Annotated in this window: 16 protein-coding genes; 7 read left to right on the top strand and 9 right to left on the bottom strand. The window is 72.6% G+C overall.

Translation table 11 applies throughout. From position 1 onward, the window contains the following. Nucleotides 1-24 precede the first annotated feature (24 nt). From ABZT87_RS07385 to ABZT87_RS07395, 3 genes are all read left to right on the top strand, one after another. Complete coding sequence (locus ABZT87_RS07385; RefSeq protein WP_355134240.1) at nt 25-954, top strand: ABC transporter substrate-binding protein; 930 nt, start codon at nt 25-27, stop codon at nt 952-954. Nucleotides 955-1,147: 193 nt separating this feature from the next. After that, complete coding sequence (locus ABZT87_RS07390; protein WP_355134608.1) at nt 1,148-2,182, top strand: iron ABC transporter permease; 1,035 nt, start codon at nt 1,148-1,150, stop codon at nt 2,180-2,182. 23 nt (nt 2,183-2,205) lie between these two features. Continuing rightward, nucleotides 2,206-3,009, top strand: a complete 804-nt coding sequence (locus ABZT87_RS07395) for an ABC transporter ATP-binding protein (protein WP_354853939.1) — start codon at nt 2,206-2,208, stop codon at nt 3,007-3,009. Nucleotides 3,010-3,018: 9 nt separating this feature from the next. On the opposite strand, the gene ABZT87_RS07400 is transcribed toward ABZT87_RS07395, so the two are convergent. The 5 genes from ABZT87_RS07400 to ABZT87_RS07420 all read right to left on the bottom strand — a co-directional run bounded on the left by ABZT87_RS07400 (nt 3,019) and on the right by ABZT87_RS07420 (nt 6,538). Then, complete coding sequence (locus ABZT87_RS07400; protein WP_354853833.1) at nt 3,019-3,780, bottom strand: VOC family protein; 762 nt, start codon at nt 3,778-3,780, stop codon at nt 3,019-3,021. 94 nt (nt 3,781-3,874) lie between these two features. Continuing rightward, nucleotides 3,875-4,612 carry an ABC transporter permease gene (locus tag ABZT87_RS07405; RefSeq protein ID WP_355064776.1) on the bottom strand — a complete coding sequence of 246 codons (738 nt, stop codon included), beginning with the start codon at nt 4,610-4,612 and terminating at the stop codon, nt 3,875-3,877. Between the two features lie 11 nt (nt 4,613-4,623). After that, entirely contained in the window at nt 4,624-5,580 is a 957-nt protein-coding gene (locus tag ABZT87_RS07410; RefSeq protein WP_354853839.1) for an ABC transporter ATP-binding protein, read from the bottom strand. Beyond that, on the bottom strand, nt 5,577-5,903 hold the full coding sequence (locus tag ABZT87_RS07415) for a transcriptional regulator (RefSeq protein WP_234584813.1): 327 nt from the start codon (nt 5,901-5,903) through the stop codon (nt 5,577-5,579). Before ABZT87_RS07415 ends, ABZT87_RS07410 begins: the two co-directional genes overlap by 4 nt. Beyond that, the gene (locus tag ABZT87_RS07420) at nt 5,900-6,538 is read right to left on the bottom strand and encodes a transporter (RefSeq protein WP_355134242.1); all 639 of its coding nucleotides are present in this window, start codon (nt 6,536-6,538) and stop codon (nt 5,900-5,902) included. Before ABZT87_RS07420 ends, ABZT87_RS07415 begins: the two co-directional genes overlap by 4 nt. 95 nt (nt 6,539-6,633) lie before the next feature. Between ABZT87_RS07420 and ABZT87_RS07425 the strand changes: the two genes are divergently transcribed. After that, entirely contained in the window at nt 6,634-6,918 is a 285-nt protein-coding gene (locus ABZT87_RS07425) for a hypothetical protein (protein ID WP_355134244.1), read from the top strand. 71 nt (nt 6,919-6,989) lie between these two features. Here the strand turns inward: ABZT87_RS07425 and ABZT87_RS07430 are convergent, their stop codons facing one another. Both ABZT87_RS07430 and ABZT87_RS07435 read right to left on the bottom strand, forming a co-directional pair. After that, nucleotides 6,990-9,332: an AAA family ATPase gene (locus tag ABZT87_RS07430; protein WP_355134246.1), complete on the bottom strand. Its 2,343-nt coding sequence runs from the start codon at nt 9,330-9,332 to the stop codon at nt 6,990-6,992. Between the two features lie 342 nt (nt 9,333-9,674). Further along, nucleotides 9,675-10,925 (bottom strand): DUF222 domain-containing protein, encoded by a 1,251-nt coding sequence (locus ABZT87_RS07435; protein ID WP_355134248.1) that lies wholly within the window; start codon nt 10,923-10,925, stop codon nt 9,675-9,677. Nucleotides 10,926-11,118: 193 nt separating this feature from the next. Between ABZT87_RS07435 and ABZT87_RS07440 the strand changes: the two genes are divergently transcribed. Genes ABZT87_RS07440 through ABZT87_RS07450 form a run of 3 tightly spaced genes read left to right on the top strand, consistent with a single transcriptional unit; the run spans nt 11,119 to nt 14,064 of the window. Beyond that, on the top strand, nt 11,119-11,700 hold the full coding sequence (locus tag ABZT87_RS07440) for a winged helix-turn-helix domain-containing protein (protein ID WP_355134250.1): 582 nt from the start codon (nt 11,119-11,121) through the stop codon (nt 11,698-11,700). 43 nt (nt 11,701-11,743) lie between these two features. Beyond that, on the top strand, nt 11,744-13,186 hold the full coding sequence (locus ABZT87_RS07445) for an MFS transporter (protein WP_355134252.1): 1,443 nt from the start codon (nt 11,744-11,746) through the stop codon (nt 13,184-13,186). Between the two features lie 26 nt (nt 13,187-13,212). Next, nucleotides 13,213-14,064 carry a menaquinone biosynthesis protein gene (locus ABZT87_RS07450; protein ID WP_354853855.1) on the top strand — a complete coding sequence of 284 codons (852 nt, stop codon included), beginning with the start codon at nt 13,213-13,215 and terminating at the stop codon, nt 14,062-14,064. A gap of 97 nt (nt 14,065-14,161) precedes the next feature. On the opposite strand, the gene ABZT87_RS07455 is transcribed toward ABZT87_RS07450, so the two are convergent. Together ABZT87_RS07455 and ABZT87_RS07460 are read right to left on the bottom strand one after the other, a co-directional pair. Beyond that, nucleotides 14,162-15,124, bottom strand: coding sequence for a hypothetical protein (locus ABZT87_RS07455; protein WP_354853858.1), 963 nt, complete (start codon nt 15,122-15,124; stop codon nt 14,162-14,164). Beyond that, the gene (locus ABZT87_RS07460) at nt 15,124-16,113 is read right to left on the bottom strand and encodes a hypothetical protein (RefSeq protein WP_354853861.1); all 990 of its coding nucleotides are present in this window, start codon (nt 16,111-16,113) and stop codon (nt 15,124-15,126) included. Before ABZT87_RS07460 ends, ABZT87_RS07455 begins: the two co-directional genes overlap by 1 nt. Between the last annotated feature and the right edge of the window lie 100 nt (nt 16,114-16,213).

The raw sequence follows: 16,213 nt of genomic DNA on the forward strand, positions 1-16,213 counted from the left end.
CTCCTCGACCGACAGGAGGCCCCCATGTTCAGACGTACCCCTCGGCTCTTCGCCGCGACCCTCGCGGTCGCCGCGCTCGCCCTCGGCGCCTGCGCCGAGAAGACCGACGACAAGCCGAGCGCGGGCACCGCCGCCGCCAACTACCCGGTGACGGTCGGCGCGCTCACCCTCGACAAGCGTCCCGAGAAGATCGTGTCGCTCTCGGCCAGCGCCACCGAGATGCTCTTCGCGATCGGCGCGGGCCCGCAGGTGAGTGCGGTCGACGACCAGTCCAACTACCCGGCCGACGCGCCCAAGACCGACCTGTCCGGCTTCCAGCCCAACGCCGAGGCGATCGCCGGCAAGAACCCCGACCTGGTGGTGCTCTCCAACGACATCAACAAGATCGTCGACCAGCTCGGCAAGCTGAAGATCCCGGTGTACCTGACCCCGGCCGCCACGACGCTGGACGACTCGTACCGGCAGATCACCGAGCTGGGCACCCTGACCGGGCACGCCGACCAGGCCGCCGACGTCGCCACCGGGATGAAGGACGACATCGCCAAGCTGGTCAAGGACCTGCCGCAGCGTGCCGAGAAGCTCACCTACTACCACGAGCTGGGCCCCGAGCTGTACAGCGCGACCAGCAAGACCTTCATCGGCTCGCTCTACAGCCAGGTCGGCCTGACCAACATCGCCGATGCGGCCGACGCGGACGGCAAGAGCGGCGGCTACCCGCAGCTCTCCCAGGAGTTCATCGTCAAGGCCGACCCGGACTTCGTCTTCCTGGCCGACTCCAAGTGCTGCCAGCAGAACGGCGACTCGGTCAAGGCCCGCAGCGGCTGGGCCGGCCTCACCGCCGTGAAGAACAACCAGGTGGTCACGCTTGACGACGACATCGCCTCCCGCTGGGGCCCGCGGATCGTGGACCTGCTCCGGGTGATCATCGACGCGGTCGCCAAGGTGCCCGCGTGATGACGACCCGTCGGTGACCGGGACGCCGATGGCCGCCCCGCCACCCACCACCCCGCCGGCCGGGACGCCCTCCACGTCCCGGCCCGGCGGGCTGCCGTCCGTCGCTGGGCTGCCGTCCCCTGGTCAGCCCGGTGGGCTGCCGCCCGTCGGTGGGGGCGCGGGGGTGCCCTCTGCCGGGGCGCGGCCCGCTGGGGTGCGCAAACGCCTGTTGGTCGCCGGCGTCCTCGCGGTGCTCGTCGCGCTCCTCGCCGGGGTGTCGCTCGGGCCGGTCAGCCTGCCGCCGGGCAGCGTCGCCGCCGAGTTGCTCAACCTGATCCCCGGGGTGCACCTCGACAGCGGGCTGACCGAGCGGGAAATCGCCATCGTCACCGAACTGCGGCTGCCCCGGGTCGTGCTGGGCCTCCTCGTCGGCGGTCTGCTCGCCCTGGCCGGCGGCTGCTACCAGGGTGTGTTCCGCAATCCGCTGGCCGACCCGTACCTGCTCGGCGTGGCCGCCGGCGCGGGCCTCGCGGTCACCGCGGTGATCGCCCTCGGCGGCGTCGGTCGGCAGGGCGCGATCTCCGGGCTGCCGTTGACCATCCCACTGGCCGCGTTCGCCGGCTCGCTGCTCGCCGTGACGATGACCTACCTGCTCGGCGCGGCCGGCGGGCGGAGCAGGTCTCCGGCGATGCTGATCCTGGCCGGGGTCGCGGTCTCCGCGTTCCTCTCCGCCGGGCAGACGTACCTGCTCCAGCGGCACTCCGACAGCATCCAGCCGGTCTACTCCTGGCTGCTCGGCCGGCTGGCCACCGCTGGTTGGCACGACGTGCTGCTGGTGCTGCCGTACGCCGCCCTGACCACCGTGGTGGTGCTGCTGCACCGCCGCGAGCTGGACGTCCTCGCGGTCGGCGACGACGAGGCGAGGAGCCTCGGCCTGCACCCGCAGCGCACCCGCTACCTGCTGATCGCCGCCGCGTCGCTGGGCACCGCCGCGGCGGTCTCCGCGACGGGGCTCATCGGCTTCGTCGGCATCATCGTGCCGCACACGGTCCGGCTGCTCGCCGGGTCGAGCTACCGGGTGATCCTGCCGCTGTCACTGCTGTTCGGGGGCGCTTTCCTGGCCCTGACCGACGTGGTGGCCCGGACCGCCGCCGCCCCGGCCGAGGTGCCCATCGGCGTGGTCACCGCACTGCTCGGCGGCCCGTTCTTCGTCCTCGTGCTGCGGACCGCCCGACGGGTGCTCACGTGAGCCCCGAGCCCGGACCGGCGGGCGTGTCCGCTCCCCGGCAGGTCGAAGCGCCGGCCGTCGAGGTGCGGGGGTTGCACGTCAGTCTGGGCGGCACGCCGATCCTCACCGGCGTCGACCTCACCGTCGCGGCCGGCGAGTGGGTCACCGTGATCGGCCCGAACGGCGCCGGCAAATCCACCCTGCTGCGCGCCGTCGGCGGCCTGCTGCCCGCGCCGGAGGCCATCACCCTGTTCGGTACGCCGAGCACCGCACTGCGCCGCCGCGACCGCGCCCGGGTGGTGGCGACGGTGACGCAGTCCCCGGTGGTGCCGCCCGGCATGTCGGTGCTGGACTACGTGCTGCTCGGCCGCACCCCCTACATCCCGCCGCTGGGTCGGGAGTCGACCGCGGACGTCGCCGCGGTGCACGAGGTGCTGGACCGCCTGGACCTCACCGGCTTTCACCGCCGCGAGCTGGCGACCCTCTCCGGGGGAGAACGACAACGTGTCTTCCTCGCCCGCGCGCTCGCCCAGGGCGCGACGCTGCTGCTGCTCGACGAGCCGACCAGCGCGCTGGACATCGGTCACCAGCAGGAGGTTCTGGAGCTGGTCGACCAGTTGCGTCGCGCGCACGGCCTGACGGTGCTCGCCACCATGCACGATCTCTCGCTGGCCGGGGAGTACGCGGACCGGATGGTGATGCTGGCCGACGGCCAGGTGGTGGCGACCGGGACGCCGCACGAGGTGCTTACCGAACACCTCCTCGCCATCCACTACCGGGCCAGCGTCCGGGTGGTCCCCGGCACCAACGGCCCTCTGGTGGTCCCCATCCGCCCCCGCCCGGCCTGACCCTCGCCGTCACCCGAGGTCGATGACCGAGAAGAGTGCTCCCTGGGGGTCGCGGAGGGAGGCGAACCGGCCGGTCGGGATGTCGCGGGGTGGCACGAGGATCGTTCCGCCCAGTTCGGCGGCGCGGGCGGCGGCAGCGTCCGCGTCGGTCACCGCGAAGTACACCGTCCAGTACGCCGGGAGGTCGGCCGGGTAGCCCTCGCCCAGCGGCGGCATCATGCCGGCGACGATCCGCGCGCCGAGCCGCCATGCCGTGTACGTCATCGCCCCGACCTGCTGCTCGTCCGGCTGCCAGCCGAACACCAGCTCGTAGAAGACCTTCGCGCCCTCCGGGTCGGGGGTGACCAGTTCGTTCCAGCTCATCGCGCCGGGCACGTTGAACACCTCGGCACCGGGCATCGTCAGCGGCTGCCAGACGCTGAACGTGGCGCCCGCCGGGTCGGCGAACACCGCCATCCGGCCCCGGTCGAAGACCTCGAACGGCGGCACCACGACCTGCCCGCCGGCCCGTTCGACCCGGCCGGCGACCAGTTCCGCGTCGTCGGTGGCGACGTACGTCGACCAGATCGGCACCTGGTCGGGGATGGCCGGCGGGCCGGCACCGGCCACCGGCCGGCCGTCGAGCAGGAAGACTGTGTAACCGCCCGCCTCGGGTTCCGGTGTCACCCGTCCGGTCCAGCCGAACAGTTCGGGGTAGAAGCGCCGCGCGTCGGTCAGGTCTGGGGTGGCCAGGTCGGCCCAGCACGGCGTACCCGGCGGGACGGTGCTCACGTCAAGACCCCTCTCGGCCGGCGGCCACGGGCGGCCCCCCTGCCGGAATCCTGGCACCGTCCCGCTGTGGCACGGGGCAAAAACGTGCGAATCGTCAGCTGAACCGGCGACCCTCGTCCCGTCGGTACGCCCAGGCAGCGAGGGAGGCGAGCAGCACGACCCAGACACCGAGCATGATCAGCGCCAGCGGCTCGACCGGGTAGTCGCCGACCGCCGACCACATCAGCTCGGCCGCGCCCCGGGTGGGCAGGAACGGCGCGATCGTCTCGATGAACCCGGGCGCGTCTCCCGGGGCGGAGAGCAGCCCGCCGCCGAACGCGAGCGGCAGGAAGACGACCTGCGCCACCACGATCGCCGCCTTGCTGGGCAGCGAGTAGCCGATGGCGAGCCCCATCAGCGTGAACGGCACCGAGATGACGGCCACCGTGACGGCGGTCAGCAGGAACGCCAGCGGGGTGACCCGGGCCGGGGTCAGCGTCGCGCCGATCACCACGACCGGGATCAGCGAGAGGTACGTCAGCGCGAGGCCGGCCAGCACCCGGCCCGCGAAGCGGGGCGCGGGTCCGGCCGGCAGGGTCCGGGTGTACGGGTTCCACGGCTGGTCGCGGTCCTCGGCGACGCCGACGCCGTACTGGAAGATGTTGGCGCTCATCACCGAGAAGGTGACCATCGACGCGGTGGCGAAGGTGGCGCCGACCGCGTCGTCACCGGTGAACGGCACCACGAAGAAGATCATGGCAGCGGCGGGGAAGAAGGCGCTGCCGAAGACGGCCACCGGGATCCGGATGATCTCCAGAAGTTGGTAGCGGGCGTGGACCAGGGCGAGCTGCACGGTGCGCCTCCTCAGACGGTGGTGGGTCGGCCGCCGGCAGCGGCGGTGGTGGCGGGGTCGTCGGGGGTGGACTGCGCGGCGACGTGGGCCTGCTCCTGGCTGCCCGTCCCGCTGGTGATGGCGAGGAACGCCTCCTCCAGCGAGGTGGGCCGCACCTCCAGGTCGGTGAACGCCGCTCGGGAGCCGACCAGCGCCCGGACCAGTTCGTCGGCGTCGGTGGTGAGCAGGTGCAGGCGTCCGTCGATCCGTTCGGCGCGTACGACGCCGGGCAGTTCGGGCAGCTCGTCGGCGACCAGGCTGACCCGGCGTACGCCGACGATGCCGCGGACGGCCTCGACGGTGTCGTCGGCGAGCACCCGGCCCTGCCCGATCACCACCACGCGGTGGGCGAGCGCCTCCACCTCCTCCAGGTAGTGGCTGCTCAGCAGGACGGTTCCGCCGTCGGTGTGGAACGCGCGGATCGCGTCCCACAGGGTGTGCCGGGCCTCGACGTCCAGACCGGTGGTCGGTTCGTCGAGCAGCACGAGCCGGGGCCGGCCGACGAACGCCAGCGCCACGGCCAGCCGGCGACGCTGGCCGCCGGAGAGCCCGCCGGTCTGCCGCCGGGCGAGGTCGCCCAGGCCGAAGCGGTCGAGCAGCTCATCCCGGGGCACCGGGTCGGGGTAGTGCGCGGAGACGAAGTCGACGACCTCGCCGACGCGCAGCGTGCCCGGCAGGCCGGTCTCCTGCGGGGTGACCCCGATCTGCCGCCGGGACGCCGGGTCGCGGGGGTCGCGGCCGAACAACTCGACCCGGCCCGAACTGGGTCGACGCAGACCGACCAGCAGGTTCATCAGGGTGCTCTTGCCGGCGCCGTTGGGACCGAGCAGGCCGACGAGCTCGCCGGCCCGGACCTCCAGGTCGACGCGGTCGAGGGCGAGGACGTCGCCGTACCGGCGGCTGGCCTGGTCGGCGCGGGCGAGGGTCATGACTGCTCCTTCGACGGGGTGGGGCCGAGCTGGGAGGGATCGAGCAGGGTGCGGATGGCTTCGGTGTACTCCTCGAACGCCAGCCGGCCCCGCCGGCTGAGCCGGATCAGGGTGGCCGGGGTGCGTCCACGATGGGTCTTGCTGATCTCGACGTACCCGGCGTCCTCCAGCTTGCGCAGGTGGACGGAGAGGTTGCCGGCGGTCATCGCGAGCAGTTCCTGGAGTCGTGGAAACGTGATCCGGTCCCCGTCGCCGAGCGCGGAGAGCGCGGCGACGACCCGCAGCCGCGCCTGGGCGTGGATGACCGGGTCGAGGTCGGTCATGACCGCCGTCGCTGTCGCAGTCGGGCGATGGCTCCGGCGATCAGGATCCCGACCCCGCCGGCCACCGAGACGACAAGCGCGTGCCAACCCGGCCCGGCGATCGCGCCGACCACGTTGATCACGCTGATCCAGACGCCGAGCCGGAACAGGTCCCGGTCCAGCCAGATCGCGCCGCCCGCCATGTGCAACGCCCCCGTCAGCCCCACGGCGGCAGCGGACCAGAGCAGCGCCGCCAGATCGTGCGGCAGGTGATCCGAGACCCGGCCGACCGCCGCGTACACGCTCATCGAGCCCAGGGCCCAGGCCCACCCGTACCAGCGGCCGCGCCGGGCCGAGTCCCCGGTCACCTGGCCGTACGCCCGCGCGCCGGCCACGGCCTGGATCGCGCCGGCGGCCACCAGCAGGGCGAAGAGCGCGGTCAGGGGCAGCCAGTCGGGCAACCGGACCAGCACCCGGCCACCCGGGGAGTAGCGCAGGAAGAACAGCCCGAAGCCGACCAGCCAGGCCACGCCCCACGGCCAGTAGAGCAGCCGGGCGTCGGGTTCCAGCCGGGAGACTGTGGCCGCCCGCTGGTCACGGATCAGTTGGAGTGCCGTAGCGGCGTCGGCGGGGGGTCGATCATCGTCCTGTTCCACGCAAACAACTTTACGGCGCAAAGCTGAACTCGTGTGCCCCGCTCCGCTGGCGGGTACCCGACAGCGACGCTTGGCGCCTACGGTGGGACTCGTCAGTGGCTGATCCGTCGCACAGGACACAGAGGAGGGCCGGCATCAGTTACCAGGCGCGGCTGACCAACCTCGTCGAGCCGGACGAACAGCGGGCCGCCGCCGAAACCCGGATCGTCTGGTCCGTGCCCCGGCCCGCGGTGGCCGACGCCCGGGTGGGTTGGCACCGGCTCAACCCGAAGCGGCTCCGGATCGAGTTCACCGACGGCTCGTGGCTGGCGTTCACGGTGCCGATCGCCGAGCCCGGCACGCCACTGCGCGAGATCGCCGCCGCACTCACCGGCCGCTGACCCGCTCGACCCGCCGCGAGCACCGGCGAGCTGGCCGTGGTCTGTGGCATCGCCGCCGGGGACAGCGCGGCCTACAGCGGTGCCGGCTCCAGTGGTGCGGCCTGCGACGGTGTCTGCGGCGTCGCGGACAGCAGTGGCGCGGGCAGCGGTTCGCGGTGCAGCACCGAGAGGCGGGACACCGCGCGGGTGAGCACCACGTACAGCCGGTGCAGCCCGCGTGGTTCGGCCGCGACGATCGCGGCCGGCTCGACCACCACCACGTGGTCGTACTCCAGACCCTTGACCAGGGTCGCGGGCACCACGGTGACCCGCTCCGCGGCGGCGACGTCGTCGGCGGTCGCGGTGGCGACGCCCGCGGCGGCCAGCGCCGCGCGCAGCTCGTCGACCGCGTCGTCCGCGGCGATCACACCGACCGAACCGTCGTGCGCGAGCGCCGCCCGCACCTCGGCCACCGTCGCGGCGGTCAGATCGGCCACGGTACGCACGTCCAGGCCGCCGTCGTGACGCAGCGACTCGGCCGGCGGTACGTCCACGGCCAGCGCCGGCAGCAGCAGGTTGGCGAACGCGACCACCGCGGCGGGCACCCGGAAACCGACCGTCAGCGGAACCACCACGGCGTCCGGCTTGCCGAGGTGGGTCAGGGACTCCCGCCAGTCGGTCGCCGCCCACGGCGCCGTGCCCTGCGCGAGGTCACCGAGCAAGGTGACGGAGCCGTGCTCACTGCGGCGGGCGATGGCCCGACACTGCATGGGGGAGAGATCCTGAGCCTCGTCCACCACCACGTGCCCGAATCCGGAGGGGCGCTCCAGCAGCCCGGCAGCCTCGTCGACCAGCACCGCGTCGGCGGCGGTCCAGCGGGCGGCCTTCGGCGTACGGGCCGGCTTCGCCCAGACCAGCAGCGCCTGCTCCGCGTCGCTGAGCAACCCGTCCGCCGCGGCGGCGAGTCGGGCCGGGTCGGAGAGCAGGCCGTGCACCAGCCCTTCCGGGGTGAGCGCCGGCCAGACCGCGTCCAGGAAGTCCACCACCGGCCGGCATCGGCTCATCCGGCGCAGCCACGCGTCGCCGGGCGACTCCGCTCGCCGTGCCTCGGCCTGCCGTTGCAGCAGACTCACCACGCGTGCCCGGACCCGCTCCCGGCCGGTGCCGTACGGCAGCCCCTCCCGACGGGTCTCCTCGACGATCCGGTGCAGCGGCTCCAGCCCGATCCGCCATCGGAACGAACCGTCCGACACGGTGATCGAGTCGGTCGGCGTACCGATCTGTGTCTGCACCGCGCGCCGCAGGACGCTCGCCATCCGCGCATCGTGCTTCAGCGCGGCCACGGCCGGCGCCTCCACCGCCCGCACCGGTACCCGTGAGATCAGCTCCTCCACGGTGGCCTGCTCGACCTCGACCTCACCGAGCGCCGGCAGCACCGCCGCGATGTACGACAGGAACGCCCTGTTCGGGCCCACGATCAGCACACCCGCCCGCCGCAGCCGCTCGCGGTGCAGATAGAGCAGGTACGCGGCCCGATGCAGGCCGACCGCCGTCTTGCCGGTGCCCGGCGCCCCCTGCACGCAGATCGAGTCGGCCAGGTCGGCCCGAACCAGCTCGTCCTGCTCCGGCTGGATCGTGGCGACGATGTCGCGCATCGGCCCGACGCGCGGTCGCTCGATCTCGGAGGTGAGAATCCGACTGGCCGTGCCCAGTTCCTCGCCCCGGTCCAGCCGCTCATCCTCGAAACTGGTCAAGACCCCGTTGCTGAACCCGAACCGCCGCCGGACCGCCACACCCTGCGGATCCCGCGCGCTGGCCCGGTAGAACGACCGGGAGACCGGCGCCCGCCAGTCCAGCACCAGCGGCTCGCCGTGCTCGTCGGTCACATGCCGCCGCCCGACGTGATACCGCCGGCCGTCATGGTCGCCGCCGCCGCCTCCGCTGCCCGCACCGCCTCCGCTGCCCGCACCGCCTCCGCTGCCCGCACCGCCTCCGCTGCCGCCGGCACCGCCTCCGCTGCCGCCGGCACCGCCTCCGCTGCCGCCGGCACCGCCTCCGCTGCCGCCGGCACCGCCTCCGCTGCCGCTGCCTCCGCTGCTGATGGTGGCTGCGCTGCTGGTGCTGCCGGCGTTGGTCGTGGTGGCGCTGGTCGTGAGTCCGGTGGCCGTCTTCTCGCCGCTCGGGGTTCCACCGAAGTCGAGGCGGCCGAAGAACAGCGGCGTGGTGGGGTCGTCGGCCAGTTCGGCCACGCGGCGGGCCAGCGTACGGCCGAGCATCTCCGCCGCGTACGGGTCGCCGGCCACCTGGTCACCGGTCGAGAAGAGGGCTTCGGCCCGCTCCCGCATCCGGCGGAGCGCCGCGCGCGAGGTGGCCAGATGGGCGCGTTCGGCGACCAGATCCGTGTCGGGGTGAGTGTCCAGGTCAGGTGCGGGCATGCTGACGTCCCATCGTTCACATCTGCTGCGCGCTCGCGTGTCCGGTGGCGGATGGCCGCCCGCCCGGCGCGGTGACGTCCGTCCCGGTGCAGCTCACCTCGGCCGTCAAGCGGGCTGCAACCCTACGCCCTTCCGATGACCCCTTCCACCGAATTACCGACCAGACCACCCGTTCGCGCTGGCGTGGCGCATGACGACGTAACGGCCGACGCGCACCGCGACCCGAGATCATCGCCCGCGTCCCTGGTGTTGCGGGGCCCGGTACGTCGCGGGCGGGGCGATCCGGCCGCCGGGCTTGATCGCTGGGCTTGGTCGGTTCGCGATGGGTGAGGCTCGCGGGACTCAGCAGCGCCGGTGGTAGAGGTTGCGACGGGGGGTGCGGAGCGCGTCCATCCAGTCGGGCGGGAGGAATTCGGGTCTGCCGTCCGCTGCGATGCGGACGGTCCAGTCACCCTGGTGAAGGAGCCGGTGATGGTGGCCGCACAGCAGAACCGCGTTGCTCAGCGTCGTCGTGCCGCCGTCGGCCCAGTGGCGGACGTGGTGACCATCGCACCATCGCGGCGGCCGGTCGCAGCCGGGGAAGGCGCACCCACCGTCGCGCAGCACCAACGCGCGCCGCAGGGGACCGGTGAAGAGCCGGCGCTGACGCCCGACGTCCAGGATCTGGCTGTTGCCACCCAACACGACCGGCAGCACGGCCGAGTCGCAGGCCAGGCGCCGGACCGCGCCCGGCGTAAGGCGCGCACCGGTCTCCAGGGTGCCCGCGCCCACGTCGTTGACCAGCGCGTCGAGCGACATGGTGACCACCAGTTGCGGCCGATCTCCGCCGTTGTCGGGTAGGTGGCCGGTGCGCAGTGCCAGCCGGCAGATCTCGCCGAGTGCGTCCGCCCGGCGTTGGCCGGGACTGCGGTCGTCGTGCTCACCGGCTGGGGCACAGAGCGGATCGATGGCCTCGCGCAGCAGGCTCGCGGTCTCGGTGTCGAGGTTTCCGGTGAGGCGGACCTGCCCGTCCTTCGGCTCGGAGAGGGTGACGTGCCGGCGAGTCTCCGCCCGTTCGGTGGCCCGGTCGAGGGCCGCCAGCTCGGCCTGGTCGGCCAGATCCGGCGCGACGTGCGTGAGGACGCGCTCCCCGAGGCGACTCAGGATGGTCGGATCAAAGCGATCGGCCCAGGAGATCAACAGCTCGGTGGCCTTGTCTGTTACCTCCGGCCCGGCCGCGACCGGCAGGGCCGCGACCGTCTCCGCGACCACCCGGCCCTGCTCCACGGTGAGGCTGCCGTCGAGCAGAGCGTCGCGCACCGTTGGCGGCGCGGCGTCGATGGTGGCGGCGAGCTGGACCATCTGCCGGGCCGACCGGCCGGATAGCCGCAGCCGCTCCCGCAGCCAGACGGCGGTGGACGATGCTCCCTGGGCGACGGCGAGACCACGAGCGTCCAGCTCGCGCACCAGAGCGAGCTGGACGGTCGCCAGACGCTGCGTCACCACGTGCGCCGCATCGAGGGACGTGAGCAGCTCATCGTCGGAGAGAGCCCACAGCGCGGCTTCGGCGCAGTCGTCGACAGCACCCGCCGCCTGCGTCAACGCCCTCAACATGGAACGACAGTAGAACACCCGTACGACACTTTCGGCCGTCGAGCGGGCCGACCATGCGGCCGTCATCCGCCAGGGCGGCGGTGGTGGACGCATGTGCTTCGTCGTGCAGCCGGGCCGGATGCGGTCCGCGGTCGCGGCGGCGCGGAACGCCAGGCTGGTGGCGGCTCGGCCGGACGGCCAGGATCATGGGGGCATGACCGAGGCCCGTCCCGAGCCGCGTCGGAAGACGATCAGCGATCCGCAGGTGATGCGGGCGTTGGCCCATCCGGCCCGGATCGCGATCATCGAATACCTGAGTAGCCGCGAGGGTGGCGGAACCGCCACCGAGTGCGCGGAAATCGCCGGGCTGTCGCCGAGCGCCACCAGCTATCACCTACGGGCCCTGGCGAAGTTCGGCCTGGTCGAGCAGGCGCCCAGCAGGGGCGACGCGCGCGAGCGGGTGTGGCGTACGCCGGGTGTCAGCTGGCTGGTCGACGCGGGCCGCGAGGCTGGTCCGGAGGCGCGCGCGGCCGAGCAAGCGCTGGTGGAGGCGCACGCCGCTCGTGCGATGGAGCGGACCCGGGACTGGTTGCGGCGCGCCGGTGATGAGCCCGCCGAGTGGTACGACGTGGCGCTGTTCAACGACACGCTGCTGCTGCTCACGGCAGACGAGTTGGCCGATCTGAACGAGGCGGTCATGACGCTGCTCAGGCCGTACCACCCTCGACGGCGCACCGCCGCGCCGCCTGGTGCTCGTTCCGTCGCTGTTCAGTACCGGACGGTGCCGCTGGCGTAGCGGGGGGTTGTGTCGATCAGTTGTGAAGGATTATTTTCGAAGTATGTCCTTCACAACTGAGGCATCGCGCTGGTCGGACGTGTGGCTCGCCAGCGCGGCCCGCGGCACCACGGTCGGTGGCGACTTTCTCGCCGCCACCGCGCTCGCGCTGGCCCTGCAGGGCGCGGGTGCCGGCGGACTGGCCGTGTCGGGACTACTGCTCGCGGCCACTCTGCCCCTGGTGGTGCTGGCCCCGCTCGCCGGACGGCTCGCCGATCGGGTGGACAGTCGTACCCTGCTGGTGACCATCGGGTCGGCGCAGGCCGCGATCTGCGTGCTACTCGCCGTCGCCGACGACCCGATCGTGGTCGTGGTCCTCGTCGCGCTGCTCGCCTGCGGGCTCGCGGTCACCCAGCCCTGCCTGGCGGCGCTGCTCCCGGCGATGGTCCGCCCGGCCGACCTGCCACGCGCGAGCGCGATCAGCCAGACCGCCGTCTCCCTCGGCGCGCTCGGCGGCCCGGTGCTGGCCGGCCTGCTGGTGGGGCAGTTCGGCACCCGCGTACCGCTGCTGGTCGACGCCGCGACCTACCTCGCGCTCGTGGTCGCGGGCCTGCTGCTGCGGACCCGTCGCGGCGGCCGACGGCCCACCGCGGACCAGGCCGGCCGTGTGGACCAGGCCGGCCGTGTGGACCAGGCCGGCCGTGCGGACCAGGCCCGCGCGGGAGGGCAGGGTAGCCGGGTCAATCCGGGTGGTACGGGGCAGGGCTGGCGGCTTCGACGGGATCCGCTGATGCTTGTCATGGTGGTCAGCACCGCCGTGGTGATCGCGGCGATCGGCGGCATCAACGTGATCGAGGTCTTCTTCATTCGGGAGACGCTGAAGGGGTCTGCCACCACGTACGGCCTCGTTGGCGCCGCCTGGATGGCCGGGATGTTGCCCGGCGGCTGGCTGGCGGCGCGGCTCGCGCGCCGGCTCGACGACGCTGCGCTGGTCCGCGGAGTGCTGATCACGCTGGCCGGGTGCAGTTCGATGGTGCTGCTGGCCGCGACGGTGCCAGCGGCGGTTCTGCTGGTGCCACTCTGGCTGGTGGCCGGCGCGGCCAACGGCGCGGAGAACGTCTTCGCGAACCTTCTCACCGCTCGCCGCGTGCCGCCGGGGATGCGCGCCCGGGCGTACGCCAGTTACGGCGCGGCCGTGCAGGGCGGCTCGATGGGCGGTTACCTGATCGGCGGCGCGCTGCTCACCGGTGTCGCGCCCCGGCCACTGATCGCGGGGGCCGGAGCGGCCGGGCTCCTGGTGGTGCTGGTGTTCGTGCCGGTCGTCGCCCGGGCGGTACGCAGGCCGGTACGCGAGCAGTCGGCCGGACCGGGGCGTGACACGACTGCCGGACCGGTACGCCCGCAGTCCACCGGCCCCGAGTGCGAGGAAACGACGGGATCGGAGGCTCTGCGACCGGGTGGGACGGATGCGGGGTTGGCCACTCCGGGCCGGCCCGCCGGGCCCTGACCGGAGGCCGGGGATACGGTCGGGTCATGGCTGAGCGCGTCGCACGCCCGCGGGTCGGGCACATCCAGTTCCTGAACTGCCTGCCCATCTACTGGGGGCTGATGCGCTCGGGCACCCTGCTCGACGTGGACCTGCACAAGGACTCGCCGGACCGGCTGAGCGCGGCGCTGGTCGCCGGCGACCTCGACATCGGCCCCATCACGCTGATGGAGTACCTGAAGCACACCGACGAGCTGCTTCTCCTGCCGGACCTCGCGGTGGGCAGCGACGGGCCGGTGCTCTCGGTCAACATGGTCTCCACCCGTCCCCTCGCCGAGCTGGACGGCGCCCGGGTGGCGCTCGGCTCGACCTCGCGGACCGGGGTCATGCTCGCGCAGTTGTTGCTCGCCGAGCGGTACGGCGTGCGGCCCGACTACTTCCGCTGCCCTCCGGACCTGACCCAGATGCTGCTGGAAGCCGACGCCGGGGTGCTGATCGGGGATGTGGCGCTTCGGGCCTACCACGAGGCGCCGTTGCGGGGCCTCACCGTGACCGACCTCGGACAGGCCTGGCGGGAATGGAGCGGGCTGCCGATGGTCTTCGCCGTCTGGGCGGTCCGCCGCGACTTCGCCGCCGCACACCCGGGCCTGGTCAAGGAGGTGCACGAGGCGTTCCTTCGCTCGCGCGACCTCTGCCTCTCGGAGCTGGATCAGGTCGCCGAGGCGGCAGCGCGCTGGGAGGCGTTCGACGCCGCGACGCTGGCCACGTACTTCCGGATCCTGGACTTCTCGCTCGGCGAGCGGCAGGTCGCCGGGCTGCGCGAGTTCGCCCGGCGGGTAGCCGCGCTCGGCGAGGTCCCGGCGCTGCCCGACGGTGGCCCGGAGTTCTTCGCCGGCTGAGCAGCCGGCCGAGCCGACCGCCGCGACGAGCCGCGCCTGCGCCGAGCCGACCGCCCCGAGCGCCGAGGCGCGCCGACCAACAGCGGTCGGCGCGTGATCAGGTGCCGGGGCGCAGCAGTGCCTCGGTGATCTTCTCGCAGTTCTTCATGCCGTAGTCGTAGCCCATGCCGATCGGGTACTTGACCATCACGCCCATCGTCCAGGTGTCCCCGATGGCCAGGCAGTTGATGTGCATCTCCTGCTCCGCGGTCCGGTCGATCCACCCGTTCTTGATGGCGATCTGCTTCTGCTCGGCGGCCGGGAACGCCTTGCGGATGCCGAAGTCACCGGCGCCGCGGACGAGCTTCATCTCGTTGAGCAGCCACTTGGTCCACTTCGGGCCGGCGGCGGTGCCGGTGGCGATGCAGTTGCCCAGGCGGGCGGTGTCGCGGGGGGAGAGGGCCGTGCGGGACCACCCCTTGTCGGGGGCGACGCTGCTGTCGGTCAGCTTGCACATGGAAATCAGTCGTTTGATCGAGGCGTCCCGGCCGACCGAGTTGTAGAACTGCTCGGCCCGCGTGTTGTCGCTGTCCCGGATGATCCGGGTGGCGTCGGCGAGCTTCGCGTCGCTCGGCGTCTGGCCGGCGTCGGCGGCGCGACGCAGGTAGTCGGCGACGATCCAGGATTTAATCATCGAGGCGGTGGTGCTGGTCTCGCCCATGTTCTTCGAACCGATGATCTTTCCGGTCCGGCGGTCGAGCACGCTCCAGGAGTACCAGCCCTGAATGTCGAGGTTGAGGTCCTTGGCCTGGAACGGCAGCGGCGCCAACGAGGGGCTCGGGCTCGGCGACGGTGGGGACGGCTGACGGGCACTGCGGTCGGTGGCCGCTCCGGTGGACCGGTCGCTGGTCGTCGCCTCGGAGTCACCCCACTTGGCGGCCGCGGACGACTCGAACGGCGACCCGGGCAGGAGGCGTAGCGACACCAGCACCAGCCCGATGAGGATGACCGCGACAGCGATCAGGCGCAGCGGCGAGGTCTCGCCCGCACCGCGCCGGTCGGCCCGCCGGTTGCCGGCCATCAGAGCTTTCCGACCGGCTGCTGCGGCACCTTGAGCGCGGCACCCGGCTGTGGGGTGACCAGTTGGGTGGCCACGCTGGCGCAGACCTGCGCGCCGTAGTCCAGACCGTTCTTGATCGGGTAACGCAGCATCACCGCGAGACTCCACTTCCCGTTGACGGCGAGGCAGTTGACGTGCCAGTTGCCGTCGTAGTTGATCGCGGTCCACCCGTTCTTGATGCTGACCGGCCCCTGCGCGGTGATCGACTTGGGCAGACCGTTGATGATCCCCCAGCGGCCACCGCCGGACTTGAGCTTCTGGTCCTTGGCTGCGGTGGTGCCCTTGACTTGGCTCATCTCGCTGAGCACCCACTTCGTCCACTTGGGGCCGGCGGCCTTGCCGTCGGCGATGCAGTCACCGAGCCGGACGGCGTCCCGCGGGGACATGCGGGTGAAGCTCCACCAACCCTCGTACTTCGGGACGTTGCCGCGCTTGGTGTCGGTCAGACCGCAGATGCTGATCGCGCGCTTGACGACCGGCCCGGGTTGCCCGCCGGGCGGCACGGCGTACGAGCCGCCGGCGGCCTTGTAGACCGCGTTGGCCGCGTCGTCGTCGCTGTTGCGGATGGCGAGGCTGGCCGCCTTCTTCAGGTTCGCCGGCGGTTCCCGGTCCTTGAGCTGCCGCAGATAGTCCGAGACGATCCACGCCTTGAGCATCGATTCCGTGGAGCTGGTCGAGGCCATGTTCGACGAGCCGGAGATCTTGCCGGTCTGCCGGTCCATCAACGCCCACGAGAAAAACTCGCCCTTGAAGCTCACCGACACCCGGCCGGCGGCCAGCGTGGGCGGTGGCGGCGGAGTGGGCGCGGGCGCGGCGACGCTGGCGCCGCCACCGCCGCCTCCACCACCGCTGTCGTCGGTGGAGAGTCGGGCGTACGCGGTGGGGACCAGCAGGACGCCACCGAGAAGAACCGCCACGATGGCGAACACCATGGTCACGCGAGATCGCATGAGTTGGGTGAGCTCCAGATGTCAGGGCCGGGGGGACCGGCTTCGTTGTCCGGGGCGACCGGTGCGTGCGCCAAGGCCGGGGGCGGTGGCCTCTGTGGAG

This window comes from Micromonospora sp. NPDC005237 (assembly GCF_040607775.1).
In the GTDB taxonomy this organism is placed as follows: Bacteria; Actinomycetota; Actinomycetes; order Mycobacteriales; family Micromonosporaceae; genus Micromonospora.

Excerpts from the sequence above, each read along its gene's own strand:
- ABZT87_RS07385 (WP_355134240.1), top strand. The coding sequence starts at position 25 with ATGTTCAGACGTACCCCTCGGCTCTTCGCCGCGACCCTCGCGGTCGCC.
- ABZT87_RS07410 (WP_354853839.1), bottom strand. The coding sequence starts at position 5,580 with ATGACCCTCGCCCGCGCCGACCAGGCCAGCCGCCGGTACGGCGACGTC.
- ABZT87_RS07415 (WP_234584813.1), bottom strand. The coding sequence starts at position 5,903 with ATGACCGACCTCGACCCGGTCATCCACGCCCAGGCGCGGCTGCGGGTC.
- ABZT87_RS07430 (WP_355134246.1), bottom strand. The coding sequence starts at position 9,332 with ATGCCCGCACCTGACCTGGACACTCACCCCGACACGGATCTGGTCGCC.
- ABZT87_RS07435 (WP_355134248.1), bottom strand. The coding sequence starts at position 10,925 with ATGTTGAGGGCGTTGACGCAGGCGGCGGGTGCTGTCGACGACTGCGCC.
- ABZT87_RS07440 (WP_355134250.1), top strand. The coding sequence starts at position 11,119 with ATGACCGAGGCCCGTCCCGAGCCGCGTCGGAAGACGATCAGCGATCCG.
- ABZT87_RS07445 (WP_355134252.1), top strand. The coding sequence starts at position 11,744 with ATGTCCTTCACAACTGAGGCATCGCGCTGGTCGGACGTGTGGCTCGCC.
- ABZT87_RS07450 (WP_354853855.1), top strand. The coding sequence starts at position 13,213 with ATGGCTGAGCGCGTCGCACGCCCGCGGGTCGGGCACATCCAGTTCCTG.
- ABZT87_RS07455 (WP_354853858.1), bottom strand. The coding sequence starts at position 15,124 with ATGGCCGGCAACCGGCGGGCCGACCGGCGCGGTGCGGGCGAGACCTCG.
- ABZT87_RS07460 (WP_354853861.1), bottom strand. The coding sequence starts at position 16,113 with ATGCGATCTCGCGTGACCATGGTGTTCGCCATCGTGGCGGTTCTTCTC.